Origin of the sequence: Bradyrhizobium sp. BLXBL-01, assembly GCF_051853025.1 — a bacterium.
Lineage (GTDB): Bacteria > Pseudomonadota > Alphaproteobacteria > Rhizobiales > Xanthobacteraceae > Bradyrhizobium.
On the sequence record NZ_CP182471.1, the window covers coordinates 7067769 to 7084644 of the forward strand.

Here is a 16876-nt window from a genome sequence, read left to right on the forward strand (position 1 = left end):
GCTTAGTTCCCCGCGGTGCGATTTTCGAAATAGGTGGAGCGCTGGCCGCGCAGCACGATGTCGAAGCGGTAGGCTAGCGAGTCAAACGGCGTCGAGGCGTTGAGGTCGAGCGGCGCGACGAGGCGGTCGAGCGCGTCCTTGTCCGGGATCGTCGTCAGGATCGGACAGACCGGGATCAGGGGATCACCTTCGAAATACATCTGCGTGATCAGCCGCTGCGCAAAGCCCGAGCCGAACACCGAGAAGTGGATATGGGCGGGGCGCCAGCTGTTGACGTAGTTGCGCCAGGGATAGGGGCCCGGCTTCACGGTGCGGAAATAATAGTACCCGGTGTCGTCGGTGAGCGCACGGCCGCAGCCGCCGAAATTCGGATCGATCGGCGCCAGATAGGTGTCCTTCTTGTGCCGGTAGCGGCCGCCCGCATTGGCCTGCCAGAACTCGACGAGCGTGTTCGGAATGCCGCGGCCGGTCTCGTCCAGCACGCGGCCGTGGACGATGATGCGCTCGCCGACGGGATCGCCGTCCTTGGCGTAATTGCGGATCAAATCGTTGTCGAGCGGGCCGAGATCATTGTGCCCGAACACCGGCCCTGACATCTCCGAGATCGAGTTCTCAAGGGACAGCAGCGACTGGCGCGGCGAGCGCAGCACCGAGGACTTGTAGCCTGGCGCATGTGCCGGCGGATGGATCGCGCGGTCGCGCTGGAAGAAGCCGCCGTCGCCGAGCGGCGGCGTGAACGGCTCGGGGCGGTTGAGGCGGGGATCCCGCAAGGCTGGCGCCTGGGCATTCATCGGCGTTGTCTCTCCCTGGGAGCCCGGGGTCGGGCCCGGCTTATCGGGAGAGCATGAGCCACCCTATTCTCAAGATAAATAGATGAATTATAATGAATTACATGAAGGAAATCGATCATTTGGCCCTCGATGGCCACGCCCTCGAACTGTTCCTGGCCGTGCTGGAGGAAGGATCGGTGACGGCGGCGGCGACGCGGCTCGGCCTGACGCAATCGGCCGTCAGCCACGCCCTGAACAAGCTGCGGCGGATCGCCGGCGATCCGCTGTTCGCCAAGTCAGGCCGCGGCATCGTCGCGACGGCTCATGCCCAGGCGCTGGCCGGCAAGGCACGCGCGCTGATCGACGAGATGCGCAGCTTTGCCGGCGGCGTCAGCTTCGCGCCGGAGGAGGCTCAGCTGTCGCTGACGATCGCCGCCAACGACTTCCAGCGCGACCTGCTGCTGCCGCGGTTCTTCGATCACGTCGCCGCACAAGTGAAGAGCCTGAACCTGCGCGTGATCCCCTCGCAATCGCCTTCGCCGGCGATGCTGCGCGAGAACCGCTGCGACCTCCTGATCACACCGCTGCCGCCCTCCGGCGTCGACATCGTCCAGAAGCGGCTGCTGAGGGATCACTATGTCTGCTACTACGATGCCAAGGCACGTGCCGCGCCGGCCAGCCGCAATGCCTATCTCGCGGCGCGTCACATCACCGTGGTCTACACGGACAATGAGCGGCTCGACTTCGACCGCCGGCTCGCAGCGAACGGGCTTCACCGCGACATCGCGATCTCGGTGCCGAGCTTCTCCGGCGTGCCGTCCTTCCTGCGCGGCTCGCAGATGCTGGCGAGCATGCCGAGCCTGCTCGCCTCCGGCGTGATGCGCGGCTTTGCGCAAACACCGATCCCGCTGGCGTCCCGCACGAAGACCCTGGCCGAGCTGCCGATGTTCATGGTCTGGCACCAGCGCTACCAGAAGGACCCGGCCCATCGCTGGGTCAGGAGCCAGCTCGAGGCCGTCGCTGCGACGGCCGCCAAGTCCTGACCTCCAGTTCTCAAGTCCTGATATCAGGTGCCGCGCTTCGTGGGGACTGCTCTTCCCAAACCCACTGGTTGCGCCGGGAGAGCCGCGCTAAAATCCCCGCATGACAGTGACTGACATTGCGAGCCGGACCTACAATCACAGCTGGCGGCTGGATCCCATCATCCGCAGCCTGCTTGATACCGATTTCTACAAGCTATTGATGTTGCAGATGATTCGGGAGGATTACCCGGATCAGCAGGTGACCTTCTCGGTCATCAACCGCTCGCGCCATGTGCGGCTTGCCGAGATCATCGACGAGGGCGAGCTGCGCGCCCAGCTCGACCATGCCCGCACCATCCGCTTCACCAAGAAAGAGCTGATCTGGCTGGCCGGCAACACCTTCTACGGCAAGACCCATATGTTTTCGGCGGATTTCATCCGCTGGCTGGCGGAATTCCGCCTGCCCGAATACGAGCTGCGCAAGGTCGAGGGCCAATACGAGCTGCATTTCCATGGCCCCTGGACCCACACCACGATGTGGGAGATTCCGGCGCTTGCGATCCTCAACGAGCTGCGTTCGCGTGCGGCCATGAAGGGCCGCGGCCGCTTCGAGCTCGACGTGCTCTACGCCCGCGCCAAGGCCAAGCTGTGGACCAAGGTCGAACGGCTGCGCCAGCTCGAGGGCCTGCGGCTCTCCGACTTCGGTACGCGCCGGCGTCACGGCTTCCTGTGGCAGCGCTGGTGCGTCGAGGCGGTGAAGGAAGGCCTCGGCCCCTCCTTCATCGGCACGTCCAACGTGCTGCTCGCGATGGACAACGATCTCGAAGCCATCGGCACCAACGCGCACGAGCTGCCCATGGTGGCAGCCGCGCTCGCCAGGGACGACGAGGAATTGCGCTGGGCGCCCTACCGCATTCTCGACCAATGGCGTCAGACTTACGGCGGCAACCTCCTGATCGCGCTGCCCGACGCCTTCGGCAGCAAGGCGTTCCTGCGCGATGCGCCGGAATGGGTGGCCGATTGGACCGGCTTCCGCCCCGACAGCGCGCCGCCGATCCAGGCCGGCGAGGAGATCATCGCCTGGTGGGAAAAGAAGGGCCGCAACCCCAAGGACAAGCTGCTCGTCTTTTCCGACGCGATGGATGTCGGCTCGATCGAGGACACCTATCGCCACTTCGCAGGGCGCGTGCGGCTCTCCTTCGGCTGGGGCACCAACCTCACCAACGACTTCGTCGGCTGCACGCCGGACGGCTCGATCAGCCTCGATCCGATCTCGCTGGTCTGCAAGGTCTCGTCGGTCGACGGCCGTCCGGCTGTCAAGCTCTCCGACAATCCGGAGAAGGCGACCGGCCTGCCCTCGGAGATCGCGCGTTACCTGCGCGTGTTCGGCGACGCCGGTCGCGTGCGCAAGCCGGTGCTGGTGTAGCCCCTCGCCAAACTCTCTCCATCGGGTAAATCGCATGACGAATGCGCGGCATCGTTCGTCGATGCTGCGCCAGTTCCCCGTTCACCGCATTTGAAGCGAGTTGCTGGCGCCTGCTTCACAACGGCTTCACCCTGGTACGGAGTTCTCCGCGCCTTTCAGGTCGAGTTAAGCAACCATCTCGTCTACTTTGCGTTGCAGGCGCAACGCCCTCTGGGGCGCGTCGATCGACTTGGGGACTAGTGTGTTTCGCAGAACAGCGGCGTCGGTGAAGGGCGGCAACTTCCTTCACGTCATCAAGCTCGTCTTGCCTTTCGTGATGGTCGTCCTGCTGCAGGCGGCGATCGCCGGATTCAGCCTCGAGGTGATGTCGTCGGTCCGCGCCTATGTCGCCGGCGAAGCACTCTGGTCACGCTCGCAGAAGAACGCCGTCTATTTCCTCAATCTCTATCTGCATTCGGGCGAACCGAGCCAGTTCGCGCAATATCAGGCTTCACTCGCCGTTCCCATCGGCGACGAGTTCGCGCGCTGGGCGCTGGAGCGCGATCCGGTCGACGTCGAGGCCGCCCGCATCGGCTTTCTGCAAGGCGGCAACCATCCCGACGATGTCCCGGGTTTGATCTGGCTGTTTCGCTATTTCAACCGCGTCAGCTTCCTCCAGGACGCGATCAGGGAATGGGCCGCCACCGACCCCATGCTGCTGGAGCTCAGCGTGTTCGGCGAGGTCATCCGATCCGAGCTGGAGAAAGGTCCCATTCAGGACGACGGCCGCCTGCAATTCCTGTCGTCGCGGCTGTCAGAGCTCAATGCCCAGTTCACGGTGCATGCCAAGCGGTTCTCCACCGTCCTCGGCGAAGGCTCCCGCGCGATCAAGCTGATGCTGACGGGCATAAATGTCCTCACCGCCGCGACGCTGATCCTGCTGCTGATCTGGCATACGCGGCGGCTGGTGCTGCAACGGCAGTCATTCGAAGACGCCTTGCATGCCGAGAAGGAGCGCCTGGCCTGGCAGGCATCGCACGATTGGCTGACCGGCCTTTGCAACCGCCGCGCCTTCGAGGCGCGCCTGCAAGGCGAACTGGACAATGTCGCGGCGGGTGCGCTCGCCCTCATCCTGATCGACCTCGACCAGTTCAAGAGCGTCAACGACAGCTGCGGCCATCTCGCCGGCGACCGCCTGCTCTGCCAGGTCTCGCGCCTGCTACAACAGGACCGGCATGCGCATGATCTGGTGGCCCGGCTCGGCGGTGACGAATTCGGCCTGATCCTGCCGCGATGCTCCCCCTTCGATGCCGTCGACATCGCCGAGCGCCTGCGCCGGTCGCTGGAGCTGTTCGATTTCACCTGGGACGACCGCGGCTTTGCCGTGACCGCCAGCATCGGGGTCGCCTGCATCGCCGACGGCAACATCACGCTCGAGGATGCGATGCGGCGCGCGGATGCCGCCTGCTACCGCGCCAAGGAAAAGGGACGCAACCGCGTTCAGGTCGAGAGCGGAAAACCGGACGTCGTCGTGGTCGCGCACCGGCCGCGCGAGGTCATCGCTGCAAAGGGCTGATTGCCGCCTAGCCCCCAAATTCATCTCCAGCGCCATCGCAATCAGGTTGAGGTGCCTCAGGCCCACCGAAGGCGCCCCGATCCATCCGGCGCGCCCCACAATGCGGTGACGCAGCACAGTTGTGACGCCGCGGCCACATCGATCTGAAAAAGCAGCGCCCTTCGCATTCTGACACGTCGCATTGCGCCCCTGTCCACGATGGCCGGGGCCTCACTCGCTAAGCATGGGTGCGCCCGATGCTGCGGGTACGAATCCGCCCGGACCGCGCCGAGAGGAGCTTGGAAGTGCCTTGGAATGATTTGATCGCCCCGCGCAATATCGTTCGTGCAACGACGCGCCGGCGGCGCGCGCTTCTCTTGAGCACCACGATCGGTGCCCTGGGCAGCTCGCTGCCGGGGTTCATCACGCCGGCACAAGCGGTGTGTGTGATGACCGGGAGCGGCACGCTAACGACGCTTCAATCGGGCGATTCAGTTACCTGCGTCGGGAACAACACCCAGATCAAAACAGCAGCCGTGGTCACCGGCGTCACCGTCAACATCGGGGACGGCACCACCGCGACCACGGTGAGCGACCCCACCTTTGCGAGCATATTTCTTCAATTCGCATCCAACAGCGCAGTCAGGGTCTTCGGCAACGCGTCGGTCACATCCAGCAGCAATGACGGCATCGACGTGAGCGGTGGAGGCAACAACACCATAACGATCGATGCCGGGGCGGTGGTTGCATCGACACCCCTTGGCTCGGCGAGCATCGGCCTCGCCAATTCGAGCAACAACGTCGTCGAGATCGCCGGCGCGGTGGGAAGCGGCGCCCTCGGAGCTATCGGAATCAGCATCGGCGCTGGAGCGGCGAACAACCAGGTGAACATCTTGTCGAGCGGCCTCGTGCAGTCCGGCAATGTCGCTGCCATCGATCTCAACAGCGCAGCTGACGGCAACGTCATCAACAATGCGGGAACGATCTCGAGTGTCGGCACCGCAATTTCGGGCTCGAACAGTCAAGACACCATCGTCAATTCGGGCGCGATCAGCAGCAGTGGGGTCAGCACCGCCGTCGACCTCAAGAATGGCAACGACGTCTTCGAGCTGCGCGCGGGATCGAACATCACGGGCTGGGTCGTGGGTGGGAACGGAATGGACACGTTGCGCCTGGGCGGGACCGCCAACGCGGCATTCGACCTCGGCACATTCAGCGCGGCCGGCCAGTTCAAGGACTTCGAGCTGCTGGAAAAAAACGGCAATTCGACCTGGACGCTGACGGGCATCACGATGGACGCGGCCGCCCTGGTCGTCCAGGCCGGCACCCTCATCGTCAACGGCACGATGGCCAACTTCGGGACGGTCGTGACCGGCGGCACGCTCGGTGGCAGCGGCATGATCGGATCGCTCACCGTGGTGTCGGGCGGTACGGTCGCGCCCGGCAATCTCGGTCAACTCGTCGTCAACAGCAATGCGGCGTTCCAGTCAGGGTCGACGTACGCGATCTCGGTCAACGCGGCCGGACAATCTGACAAGATTGCCGCTATGAGCGCGACGCTGACCGGCGGCACCGTCGCCGTCACCACACTTGCAGGCGCCTACAATCCCTCGACACAGTATACCATCCTCAGCACGACGGCTGGCCTCACCGGCAGCTTCGCGGGCGTGACCGTCAGCGGATACAATCCGCAGCTGTTCGCGTCCTCCCTCAGCTATGACGGATTCAACGTTTTCCTGACGCTCAACTACAACAACGCCGCGTTCCTCTCCATCGCACAGACGCAAAACCAGAAGGAAGTGGCCGGCGCGCTGAGCGCATTCGGCCCCAATCTGCCCTTCCTCTCGTCTTTCGCAGGGCAAAGCGACGCCCAGCTCCGCTACAATCTCGATCAGCTCTCAGGCGAAGCTGCCACCGGCGCGCAGCAGGGCGCGTTCCAGTTCACCAGCCAGTTCCTCGGCCTCATGCTCGATCCGTTCGTGAGCGGACGCGGTACCACGAGCGCCAGCGACACTGCGCTCGGCTTCAGCCCCGAGCGCGCCGCGCTGCCGGAGGATATTGCCCTCGCCTACAACAAGGTTCTGGGCGCCCCGCCGAAGGCGCCGACCTTTGCCGAGCGCTGGACCGCCTGGGGCGCGGCGTTCGGCGGCACCAATCGCACCAGCGGCGACCCGGTCGTGATCGGCAGCCACGACCTCAGCGCCCGCGCCGGCGGCGTAGCTGCCGGCGCCGACTATCATGTCAGCCGCGACGCCGTCGTCGGCTTTGCGCTCTCGGGCGGCGGCACCAAGTGGGATCTGGCGCAGGCGATCGGCGGCGGCAAGAGCGATGCGGTCCAGGCCGGCGTGTACACCGCGGTCCGCAACGGACCCGCCTATTTCGCCGCCTCTCTCGCCGTGGCTAATCATTGGATGTCGACGGACCGCCTGGCACCGTTCGGCAACCAGCTCACCGCAAAGTTCGACGCTCAGACCGTGGGCGGCCGCATCGAGGGCGGCTATCGCTTCGCCACGCCGATCGGCGGCTTCACGCCCTACGCGGCTGCGCAGGCGCAGGCATTTCGCACGCCGACCTATACCGAAACTGATCCGGCCGGCAGCGGCTTTGGGCTGACCTATCAGGGACGCACGGCCTCCCACACGAGGAGTGAGCTCGGCACACGCTTCGACCGGGCGATGCTGGTCTCGCCGAGTGCCGTCCTGACGCTACGGGCTCGCGCGGCCTGGGCCCATGATTGGGTGAGCGATCCGACGCTCGTCGCCGCCTTCCAGGCCCTGCCCGGCGCCAGCTTCATCGTCAATGGCGCGACGCCGGCGAAAGACGCTGCCCTCGCATCCGCCGGGGCCGAGCTGAAATTCTCGAACGGTGTTGCCCTGTCGGCCAAGTTCGACGGCGAGCTCGCGGCTCACAGCACCACTTATTCCGGCACCGCGAGCCTGCGCTACACCTGGTAGCGGCGGCGCCTCATCGAGACAGCCCTGCACCGACCGGCAGAATGCCGAGACCTCTGAGATGGGTGTCGACGAACTGTTCGATCTGCTGGCGCAGCATCTGCGACGGCACGGCCACCATGCGCTCCTCGAGACCGAGCGAGATGATGCCATGCACGGCGGAAAACAGCGTGCGCGACAGCAGCGCGATCTTCACGTCATCCGCATCCGGCAAGAGCCGCACCAAAGGCGGATGCATCAGCGCGAACGCATCCATCACCATCTGCAGGATATCGTCCGGATAGGGGCGATCGTCCTCCATCCGATGCTCGAACAGGGAGCGCAGCAGATTGGCGTGCGCGGCGAAGAAGTCGAGATAGGTCTCGGCGAGCCCATAGAGCTGGCGAACCGGATCCTCGGCAGGAACACCCCGGAGCCGGGTCGTGAGCGCCTGAACCGTTTCCCGGTTCACCGTCAGGATGACCCCGTCGAAGTCGCCGAACTCGTTATAGACGCTGCCAACCGAGCAGCCGGCGGCCTCCGCCACGTCCCGAACCTTCAATGATCTCAGCCCCTTAGCTGAGATAATGCCGCGGGCAATCTCGACGATTTGCAGCCGGCGCCGAAATTTTTTCTGGTCGCGTCGCGATTCTTCTTGAACATTGTTCATTTTCAAACTACTCATGTGAACATTGTTCAATTTAACCTGGAGACCTGGAAAATGCAAACCCTTGCTGTCGATATCGTCACCACCTTCGCCGATGACGCCGCCGCCCTCGTGACCGGGCTCGGCCGCGCCCTGCTGCGGTTCGCCATGGCGCCGATCAATCGCATCGCCACGGCCTGCGACGTTGCGGGCGTGCTCGCCGAGCGCCGGGCGACCTTCCGGATGTGGCGAGCGAGCCGCGCCCATGCGCGTCAAGAGCGGCGGCGGTTCAGCCTGCTCGGCCGCCTCTCGCCGTTTCGCCACCTCGCCCATCTCACTTGAGGCCCGCGCGGGTCGGTTCGAATGCAAGCGCCGACTGCAAGGATGGACTCACCATGTCTGGACCTGCGCGGCCGATCCGGCGGATTTCAGCGATGCGGTTCAGCTTTTCCTTCATCGCCCGGCGCCATATCCGGGCGAGTGAGGCTGCTGCCGCCCGGGTCCGCCGCGACCTCGACCAGATATTTGCGAACCTAACGAGACCAATTGAAGACCAACAGGATCGGAGGAACCGAGGGGACAGAGCAGGCCAGCAACTTCGTTGCCGCGCAATCGTTCGCCCCATGCGCTTCCGGTCGTGACGTTTCACAGACAACGCAACAATCTCAGGCTGCCTTTTTGGAACAGGACTGGTCATGATCAGGGAATTGATGTCGTCACGCCGCTTCGCGCCGCTGTTCTGGGCGCAATTCTTCTCGGCGCTCAATGACAACGTGCTCAAGAACGCACTCGTCATCATCCTGCTTTACAGCGCGGCGACCGGCCATGGCGATGCGCTGGTCACGGTCGCAGGTGCCGTCTTCATCTTCCCCTACTTCATCCTGTCCGGGCTCGGCGGCCAGCTCGCCGACAAATACGTCAAATCCGTCGTCGCAAGGCGGCTCAAATTCGCCGAGATTTTTGCCGCGGCCTTCGCCGCTGCCGGCTTCTTCCTGCATTCGGTGCCGCTCTTGTTCGCAGCGCTCGCGCTGTTCGGCACCATCGCCGCTCTGTTCGGCCCCGTGAAATACGCCATGCTGCCGGACCAGCTGGAGCTCGGCGAGCTCGCGACCGGCAACGCGCTGGTCGAAGGCGCGACCTTCATGGCGATCCTGCTCGGCACCGTCGCCGGCGGCCAGTTCGTGGCCGGCTCCGCGCATATGGGCTGGGTCGCATCGGCCGTGGTCGTGCTGGCCGTGCTGTCCTGGGCGTTCGCGTCCCGCATTCCGCAGACGACGCCCTCCGCGCCTGAGCTGCCCGTCGATGCCAATCCCTGGACCTCAACGGTGAGCCTGCTCAAGACATTGCATGCCGATCATCGGCTGTGGGACGGCACCGTGATCGTCTCCTGGTTCTGGCTGGTCGGCGCCATCGTGCTGTCGCTGCTGCCGGCGCTGATCAAGGAGGTCGTCGGCGGCACCGAGGGCGTGGTGACGCTGTGCCTTGCCGTCTTCGCGATCGGCATCGCCATCGGCTCGCTGTTTGCCGCCAGCCTCAGCCATGTTCGCCCGAACCTGGCGCTGGTGCCGATCGGCGCCATCATCATGGGCTTTGCCGGCCTCGATCTCGCCTGGGCGATCGGCGTCACCGCCAAGGGGCAGGACATCACCGCGCTCGGCTTCGCCACCTCGTTCGCCGGCTTGCGCATGCTGGCCGACTTCGTCGCCTTCGCGTTCGGCGGCGGCCTGTTCGTCGTTCCGTCCTTTGCCGCGGTCCAGGCCTGGTCCGAACCTTCCGAGCGCGCCCGTATCATCGCCGCCGGCAACGTGCTGCAGGCCGCCTTCATGGTGGTCGGCTCGCTGTTCGTCGCGCTGCTGCAGGCGGCCGGTCTCCATGTCGGCTGGATCTTCTTCGGCCTCGGCGTCGCCAGCTTCGGCGCGGTGTGGTTCGTGCTGACCAAGTGGGGCAAGGAAGGCGTGCGCGATGCCGGCGGGCTGCTGTTCCGCGCCCTGTTCCGTACCGAGGTGCGGGGGCTCGAGAACCTGCCGCCTCCGGGCACGCGCATGCTGATCGCGCCCAACCATGTCAGCCTGATCGACGGCCCGCTGCTGCACGCCGTGCTGCCGATCGACGCGAGCTTTGCGGTCGACACCGGCATCGCCAAGGCCTGGTGGGCCAAGCCGTTCCTGCGCGTCGTCAAGCACTACACCATGGACCCGACCAAGCCGCTGGCCGCGCGCGACCTGATCAAGCTCGTCGCCGCAGGCGAGCCCGTCGTGATCTTCCCGGAAGGACGGATCACCGTCTCCGGCTCGCTGATGAAGGTGTATGACGGCACCGCGATGATCGCGGACAAGGCCGACGCCGTGGTCGTGCCGGTCCGCATCGAAGGCGCGCAGCGCTCCTATCTCAGCTATCTCAACTCGAGCCAGATCAAGCGGTCGTGGTTTCCGCGCGTGACGGTCACCATCCTGCCGCCGGTCAAGCTTCCGGTCGACGAAGCGCTCAAGGGCAAGGCACGCCGCAACGCGGCCGGCGCCGCGCTGCAGGACGTCATGATCGACGCTCTCGTCAAGAACGCCATGCTCGATCACACGCTGTTCGAGGCACTCGGACACGCCTATCGCGACCGCGATACCGGCAAGGTCATCATCGAGGACGCGCTCGGCACCAAGCTGACCTACCGCAAGCTGATCCTCGGCGCGCAGGTGCTGAGCCGGAAGCTGGAGAGCGGCACCGCCGTCGGCGAGAATGTCGGCGTGCTGCTGCCGAACTCCGCGGGCGTCGCCGTCGTCTTCATGGCGCTGCAGAACAGCGGCCGGGTGCCGGCGATGCTCAACTTCTCGGCCGGTCCGGTCAACGTCCTCGCCGCCATGAAGGCCGCGCAGGTCAAGACGGTGCTAACCTCGAAGGCCTTCATCGAGAAGGGCAAGCTCGACAAGCTGATGGCCGCGATCTCCGCGGAGGCGCGTGTGGTCTATCTCGAGGACGTCCGTGCCTCGATCGGCACCGTCGACAAGGTCAAGGGCCTGCTCGCCGGCACCACGCCGCGCGTACCCCGCCAGGCCAACGATCCCGCCGTCGTGCTGTTCACCTCGGGTTCGGAAGGAACGCCGAAGGGCGTGGTATTGTCCCATCGCAACATCCTCGCCAACGCGGCGCAGGCGCTGGCGCGGGTCGATGCCAATGCCAACGACAAGGTGTTCAACGTGCTGCCGGTGTTCCACTCCTTCGGGCTGACCGGCGGAATGATGATGCCGCTGCTGGCGGGCATTCCGATCTACATGTATCCCTCGCCGCTCCACTACCGGATCGTGCCCGAGCTGATCTACCAGACCGGCGCGACCATCCTGTTCGGCACCGACACGTTCCTGACCGGCTATGCCCGCTCGGCGCACGCTTACGACTTCCGCACCCTGCGTCTCGTGATCGCCGGCGCCGAGGCGGTCAAGGATCGCACGCGGCAGGTGTTCATGGAGCGCTACGGCATCCGCATCCTCGAAGGCTACGGCGTCACCGAGACGGCGCCGGTGCTGGCGATGAACACGCCGATGGCCAACCGTCCCGGCACCGTCGGCCGTCTCTCGCCGCTGATGGAAAGCCGCCTCGATCCGGTCCCCGGCATCGAGGAAGGCGGACGCCTCTCGGTGCGCGGGCCGAACGTGATGCTCGGCTATCTCAGGGCCGAAAATCCCGGCGTGCTCGAAGTGCTCCCCGACGGCTGGCACGACACCGGCGACATCGTTTCGATCGACGCGGCCGGGTTCATCACCATCAAGGGCCGCGCCAAGCGCTTTGCCAAGATCGCGGGCGAGATGGTCTCCCTGTCGGCGGTCGAAGCCATCGCGGCGACGTTGTGGCCGCAGGCAGCATCCGTCGCGGTCTCGATCCCCGACCAGCGCAAGGGCGAGCGCATCGTGCTGCTGACCACCGAGAAGAATGCCGAACGCAGTGCGATGCAGGCCCAGGCCAAGACCATCGGCGCCTCCGAGCTGACCGTGCCCGCGACGATCATGGTGGTCGACAAGGTGCCGCTGCTCGGCACCGGCAAGACCGATTACGTCACGGCGACGGCAATGGCCCGCGAGCAGGCATCAGCGCCAGAGCGCGATGTGGCATAGGAGGTTCACCGGGCCCCGAGCGGGCGGTGCGCGGGTCACGCCGCCGTCCGCCGCTCCTGCGCGTAACGCACCAGCGCGGCAAAGCGATAGATGCCGTGCACGAATTTGCCGTAGGGCATGGTGATGAACAATGCGAACACGGCGCCGAGATGCAGCGCGAGCAGCGGTCCCATCGCGGCGGTCTCGCGCAGCACCAGCAGCAGCATTCCGGTGAGGCCGGTCAGGAACAGCATGGCGATGAAGCCGACATCCATGCCGTAGCTGAACTCGTCCAGCAGCGCGGGATCGCGCCGCATCTTGGCGGCGAACAGGCCGATCGGCCCGACGATCAGGCCGATGCCGCCGAGCGTGCCGAGCACCACGGGCAGGTCCCACCACGGATACGGCGCCTCGCGGCCGAGCAGATAGTGATAAAGCGTCGCAACAGACGTCGCTGCGAAGCACAGGATGAAACCGTAGAAGGTCAGGTGGTGATAGAGCTTGCGCCGGTCGGTGGGCTTGTCGTCCTCATTGTAGCAACCGACGCCGCCGCCATGAAGATAGCGCAGCTCGCCGGCATCGCGGATTGCCTGAAAGATCGAGCCGCCATCGGCACGGTCGCCGATGGGCGCGCCGATGTCGCGCCAGAAGGCGCGCACGCTCATGACAAGTGCGAGGATCGCGTAAAGGAATGCGGCGCCAAACAGCGCAGCCATCGCGTTGTGCGGCATCAGCTTGTAGAAGGCGCCGGGCCCGGTGTGCACGCCGAACAACACGCCGCGGTCATTCAAGGCGGCAAAGGCGAGAATGAAGGCCGCCATGCTGAGCGCGGCGGTGATGCTGATGACGAGGCCGTTGCGCGCGAAGGCGCCGGAGAGCGCACGCGGCCAGGCATAGGCCGCATAGGACTCCGCGCGCGCGACCGCCAGCGTCTCGGGAACGTTGACGTTGAACTCGTGCGGCGGCGAGAACTGGCAGTCGACGTAGCAGGCGCCGCAGGCATGGCAGAGATTGGCGAGATAGCTGAGATCGCCATCGGAGAAGGCGCGGCGCATCTCCATCGCCGGAAACACCGCGCACAGGCCCTCGCAATAGCGGCAGGAATTACAGACCGTCATCAGACGGTCGGCCTCGTCCAAAATCCTAGTTCCGTGCATGTTTCGCCGCTTCCCGTCCTGCGATTCGCCCAAACACGCTGCCGATGGTCATGCCCATGCCGGCCGCATAGCCCTTGCCGAGCACGTTGCCCGCCATGATCTCGCCGGCCGCGAACATGTTGGCGGACGGCTTGCCGCCCTTCATCAGCATGCGCGCCTCCTTGTTCACGCGCGTTCCGAGATAGGTGAAGGTGATGCCGGGCCGCACCGGATAGGCGAGAAAAGGCGGCGTCTCGATCCGGCGCGCCCAGTGCGTTTTGGGCGGAGCGATGCCCTCCGTCACGCAATCGTCCAGAATGGTGTGGTCGAAGGTCCCGGGCCGCACCGCGGCGTTGAATTCGGTGATGGTCTTCTCCAACGCGACCGGATCGAGCTCGAGCTTGCCGGCGAGCTCCGCGATCGTCTGCCCGGCGATCGGCGGGAACAGCGTCGGCATGAAGCTGGTCACGACGGTCGAGTCGAAAATGATATAGGCGATCTGGTCGGGTTGCGCCGCGACCAGCCGGCCCCAGATCGCGTAGCGTTTCGGCCAGATGTCCTCGCCCTCGTCGTAGAAGCGCTGGGCGTGCTTGTTGACGACGATGCCGAACACGACGGAGTCGTGGCGCGTGATGATGCCGCCGTCGAATTTCGGCGCGCGGGCATCGATCGCGACCGCATGGCATTGGGTGGGATCGCCGACCTCCTGCACGCCCTTGTCCAGCAGCATCTTCAAAATCGAGCCGCGGTTATAGGGCGTGCCGCGGATCAGGAAGTTGTCGGCGGCCTCGCCCCAATATTGCTTCAGCCACTCGATGTTGGCCTCGAACCCGCCGGCCGCGGCAACCAGCGACGTCGCGCGGATCTCGGTCTCGCCCTTGATCGGCCGCTTGAGGCGCGCCGCGAGGAACATGCCGTCCTCGATCACGAGGTCGGTGACCTCGGCGTCGTATTCGACGGCGACGCCGAGCCGCTCCGCGGTCAGATACAGCGCGTTCAGCATCGCCCGGCCGCCGCCGAGGAAGAAGGAATTGGTGCGGCCGAGGCTCAGCGTGCCGCCGAGCGAGGGCTGCCAACGTACGCCCTGCTCCACGATCCAGTTCAGGATGTCCTTGGATTCGCGGATCATGTGGCGCGCCAGCACCTCGTCGGTTTGCCCGCCGGTGACGCGCAGCAGGTCCTCCCAAAACTCCTCCTCGGTGTAGGGGCCGGTCAGGATTTCGGTCGCCGCGTCATGGGCGCAGCGCATGTTGCGGGTGTGGCGGGTGTTGCCGCCGCGGTAGAATTTGGGCGCGCCTTCGAGCACCAGCACGGACGCGCCGCCGCGCCGCGCGCTGATCGCCGCGCACAGGGCCGCATTGCCGCCGCCGATCACCAGCACGTCGTATTTGCTGCTCATCCCATCTGCCCGATGCGGCGAAGTTGGAGACATTCCGCCAGCCGGCGGTCTCGATCGCGCCGATCCGCCATTGCGTACCTTTGTATACAAAGATATACATAAGTCGCGCAAGCGGCATCTGCATGGGCAGGAGACGCACCGAGGGACAATGGCCAGACGCCCGGCAAATTCAGGTGGGACGATCGCGCGCGGAGGCGGCGTTGCGCTCGGCGAAGCCGTGTTCCGCTCGCTGTGCGAGGCGCTCCAGGCCGGCAGCTACCGCGCCGGCGACCGGCTGCGCGAGGAAGAGGTCGCCCAGCGGCTGAAGGTCAGCCGCACGCCGGTGAGGGAGGCGCTGGGCCGGCTCGCCGCGCGCGGCTTCGTCGCGCCTGCCGGCGGCCGCGGGCTGATCGTCCGCAATCTCGACATCTCCGAGGTGCTCGAGCTCTACGCCATGCGCGAGATCATGGAGGGCGCCGCCGCGCGCCTCGCCGCCGAGCACGCCTCAGCGCCGGAGATCGACGCGCTCCGCGATATCGAGCAGGCCTTTGTCGAGGCATCCGCGACCGATGCCGCCGAGATGGCGCGGCTCAACCGCGCCTTCCACGAGGCCATCTGCCGCGCGGCGCGGAACCGCTATCTCGACAACGCCTCGCGGGAATTGCAGGATTGGATCGCCCTGCTCGGCCCGACCACCTTCACGGTGGCGGGACGCCCGACGACCAGCCACGGCGAGCATCGGAAGATCATCGATGCGATTGCCGCCCGCAGCGGCGACAAGGCCGAGCAACTCGCGCGTGCACACATCCGCGAAGCTCTCCGCTGCCGGTTGAAATTGCTGCAGAAGCAGTAAGTCGTCTGCCCGATCACGCCTCGAACACGCGCGTCAGCAGCCAATAGCCGCCGAGCACACCGATCATTGCGGACGTGGCATAAACCAGCCTTGCCGCTCGTGCCGGCTGCTCCCGGCCGGCCGCAGTCACGCGGTCCAACACGCCAAGTACCGGCAGCAGCAGCGCGACGATCGCGATCTGCCCGATCTCGACGCCGACATTGAAGGCGGCCAGCGCCGGAACGATCGCATCAGGGGACAGGCCGATCTCGCGAAGCGCGCCGGCGAAGCCGAAGCCGTGGATCAAGCCGAACAGAAAAGCCACCCGCCAGCGCCTGTCGACATCGCGCGAAAAGAAGTTCTCGACGGCGACGAACACGATCGAGGCCGCGATCGCGGGCTCAACGATGCGGCTCGGGATGACCAGGACGTTCAGGGCCGCCAGCGACAACGTCAGGGAGTGAGCGATGGTGAAGGCGGTCACGATCTTGACGACCGGCAAGAGCCGGCGTGCCCACAAGACGATCGCGACCAGGAATGCGACGTGATCGTAACCGAGGAAGATGTGCTCGACGCCGGTGACGAGATAACGCTGCATCGTAGAGGACAGCGACGGCGGCGCCGTCGAGAGGGTCACCGTCGTGTTGTCGGCGTCGAGCAAGGCCTGCGTCTCGGACCGGCCCTGCGCGATCAGCACCACCTGCCGCGCGGTCTTGTCTTTCTCCGTCAGTACGGTGGAGCGATAGATGATATCGCCGGCAGCGTCGGCACAGGCAAAGCTGTTGCGATAGACGATGCCGTCACCGTCCGCCAGGATCGCTGCATTTCCAGCGGAGCAGGCCCTGGCACCTCCTGTAACAGCCAGATGCGTGCCCATATAGGCGAGGATCGCGGGCTTGGCCGCTTCGACGGCGGCGGGATCGACCGCATCCCGCCTCGCATCATAAATCTTCGTGCCGATCAGGCGATCGACGTCGCTGCCCTTCAATCCGAGCTCGGCGCTCACCGTGCGATCGGGACTCAGCGCCACCCGTGCCGTGATGAGGTTGACCTCATGTGCCTCCGCCGGAAGCGCGAGGCCGAGCAGCACCGCGAGCCACGCCAGGAGCGGCCGCCTCATGAT

12 protein-coding genes are annotated in these 16876 nt (G+C 65.6%); 6 read left to right on the forward strand and 6 right to left on the reverse strand.

Going from position 1 to position 16876, the window contains the following annotated elements; translation table 11 throughout:
- Positions 1-2: 2 nt before the first annotated feature.
- On the reverse strand, positions 3-791 hold the full coding sequence (pcaH, locus tag ACNJYA_RS32745; RefSeq protein WP_172785715.1) for a protocatechuate 3,4-dioxygenase subunit beta: 789 nt from the start codon (positions 789-791) through the stop codon (positions 3-5).
- A 92-nt stretch (positions 792-883) separates the two neighbouring features.
- Between pcaH and ACNJYA_RS32750 the strand changes: the two genes are divergently transcribed.
- The 4 genes from ACNJYA_RS32750 to ACNJYA_RS32765 all read left to right on the forward strand — a co-directional run bounded on the left by ACNJYA_RS32750 (position 884) and on the right by ACNJYA_RS32765 (position 7706).
- Entirely contained in the window at positions 884-1813 is a 930-nt protein-coding gene (locus tag ACNJYA_RS32750; protein ID WP_172785714.1) for a LysR family transcriptional regulator, read from the forward strand.
- Between the two features lie 100 nt (positions 1814-1913).
- Entirely contained in the window at positions 1914-3218 is a 1305-nt protein-coding gene (gene pncB, locus ACNJYA_RS32755; protein ID WP_172785713.1) for a nicotinate phosphoribosyltransferase, read from the forward strand.
- 241 nt (positions 3219-3459) lie between these two features.
- Entirely contained in the window at positions 3460-4773 is a 1314-nt protein-coding gene (locus ACNJYA_RS32760; RefSeq protein ID WP_439401399.1) for a GGDEF domain-containing protein, read from the forward strand.
- Positions 4774-5057: 284 nt separating this feature from the next.
- Positions 5058-7706: an autotransporter outer membrane beta-barrel domain-containing protein gene (locus ACNJYA_RS32765; protein ID WP_439401400.1), complete on the forward strand. Its 2649-nt coding sequence runs from the start codon at positions 5058-5060 to the stop codon at positions 7704-7706.
- Positions 7707-7716: 10 nt separating this feature from the next.
- Here the strand turns inward: ACNJYA_RS32765 and ACNJYA_RS32770 are convergent, their stop codons facing one another.
- Positions 7717-8352 (reverse strand): TetR/AcrR family transcriptional regulator, encoded by a 636-nt coding sequence (locus ACNJYA_RS32770; RefSeq protein WP_439403500.1) that lies wholly within the window; start codon positions 8350-8352, stop codon positions 7717-7719.
- A 310-nt stretch (positions 8353-8662) separates the two neighbouring features.
- Positions 8663-8785, reverse strand: a complete 123-nt coding sequence (locus ACNJYA_RS32775; RefSeq protein ID WP_283813637.1) for a hypothetical protein — start codon at positions 8783-8785, stop codon at positions 8663-8665.
- A 238-nt stretch (positions 8786-9023) separates the two neighbouring features.
- Between ACNJYA_RS32775 and ACNJYA_RS32780 the strand changes: the two genes are divergently transcribed.
- Complete coding sequence (locus ACNJYA_RS32780) at positions 9024-12428, forward strand: acyl-[ACP]--phospholipid O-acyltransferase (protein WP_439401401.1); 3405 nt, start codon at positions 9024-9026, stop codon at positions 12426-12428.
- A gap of 35 nt (positions 12429-12463) precedes the next feature.
- Here the strand turns inward: ACNJYA_RS32780 and tcuB are convergent, their stop codons facing one another.
- Both tcuB and tcuA read right to left on the reverse strand, forming a co-directional pair.
- The gene (tcuB, locus tag ACNJYA_RS32785; RefSeq protein WP_439401402.1) at positions 12464-13564 is read right to left on the reverse strand and encodes a tricarballylate utilization 4Fe-4S protein TcuB; all 1101 of its coding nucleotides are present in this window, start codon (positions 13562-13564) and stop codon (positions 12464-12466) included.
- Complete coding sequence (tcuA, locus tag ACNJYA_RS32790) at positions 13551-14942, reverse strand: FAD-dependent tricarballylate dehydrogenase TcuA (protein ID WP_439401403.1); 1392 nt, start codon at positions 14940-14942, stop codon at positions 13551-13553. The genes tcuB and tcuA overlap by 14 nt, the downstream gene beginning before the upstream one ends.
- Positions 14943-15090: 148 nt before the next feature.
- Between tcuA and ACNJYA_RS32795 the strand changes: the two genes are divergently transcribed.
- The gene (locus ACNJYA_RS32795) at positions 15091-15774 is read left to right on the forward strand and encodes a GntR family transcriptional regulator (protein ID WP_439401404.1); all 684 of its coding nucleotides are present in this window, start codon (positions 15091-15093) and stop codon (positions 15772-15774) included.
- Between the two features lie 13 nt (positions 15775-15787).
- Here ACNJYA_RS32795 and ACNJYA_RS32800 read toward each other — a convergent pair whose 3' ends face one another.
- Positions 15788-16873, reverse strand: a complete 1086-nt coding sequence (locus ACNJYA_RS32800; RefSeq protein WP_439401405.1) for a HupE/UreJ family protein — start codon at positions 16871-16873, stop codon at positions 15788-15790.
- Between the last annotated feature and the right edge of the window lie 3 nt (positions 16874-16876).

What these genes read in the sequence shown, in the direction of transcription:
- pcaH (WP_172785715.1), bottom strand. Translation starts at nt 791, where the DNA reads ATGAATGCCCAGGCGCCAGCCTTGCGGGATCCCCGCCTCAACCGCCCC.
- ACNJYA_RS32750 (WP_172785714.1), top strand. Translation starts at nt 884, where the DNA reads ATGAATTACATGAAGGAAATCGATCATTTGGCCCTCGATGGCCACGCC.
- pncB (WP_172785713.1), top strand. Translation starts at nt 1,914, where the DNA reads ATGACAGTGACTGACATTGCGAGCCGGACCTACAATCACAGCTGGCGG.
- ACNJYA_RS32770 (WP_439403500.1), bottom strand. Translation starts at nt 8,352, where the DNA reads ATGAACAATGTTCAAGAAGAATCGCGACGCGACCAGAAAAAATTTCGG.
- ACNJYA_RS32775 (WP_283813637.1), bottom strand. Translation starts at nt 8,785, where the DNA reads ATGAAGGAAAAGCTGAACCGCATCGCTGAAATCCGCCGGATCGGCCGC.
- ACNJYA_RS32780 (WP_439401401.1), top strand. Translation starts at nt 9,024, where the DNA reads ATGATCAGGGAATTGATGTCGTCACGCCGCTTCGCGCCGCTGTTCTGG.
- tcuB (WP_439401402.1), bottom strand. Translation starts at nt 13,564, where the DNA reads ATGCACGGAACTAGGATTTTGGACGAGGCCGACCGTCTGATGACGGTC.
- tcuA (WP_439401403.1), bottom strand. Translation starts at nt 14,942, where the DNA reads ATGAGCAGCAAATACGACGTGCTGGTGATCGGCGGCGGCAATGCGGCC.
- ACNJYA_RS32795 (WP_439401404.1), top strand. Translation starts at nt 15,091, where the DNA reads ATGGCCAGACGCCCGGCAAATTCAGGTGGGACGATCGCGCGCGGAGGC.
- ACNJYA_RS32800 (WP_439401405.1), bottom strand. Translation starts at nt 16,873, where the DNA reads ATGAGGCGGCCGCTCCTGGCGTGGCTCGCGGTGCTGCTCGGCCTCGCG.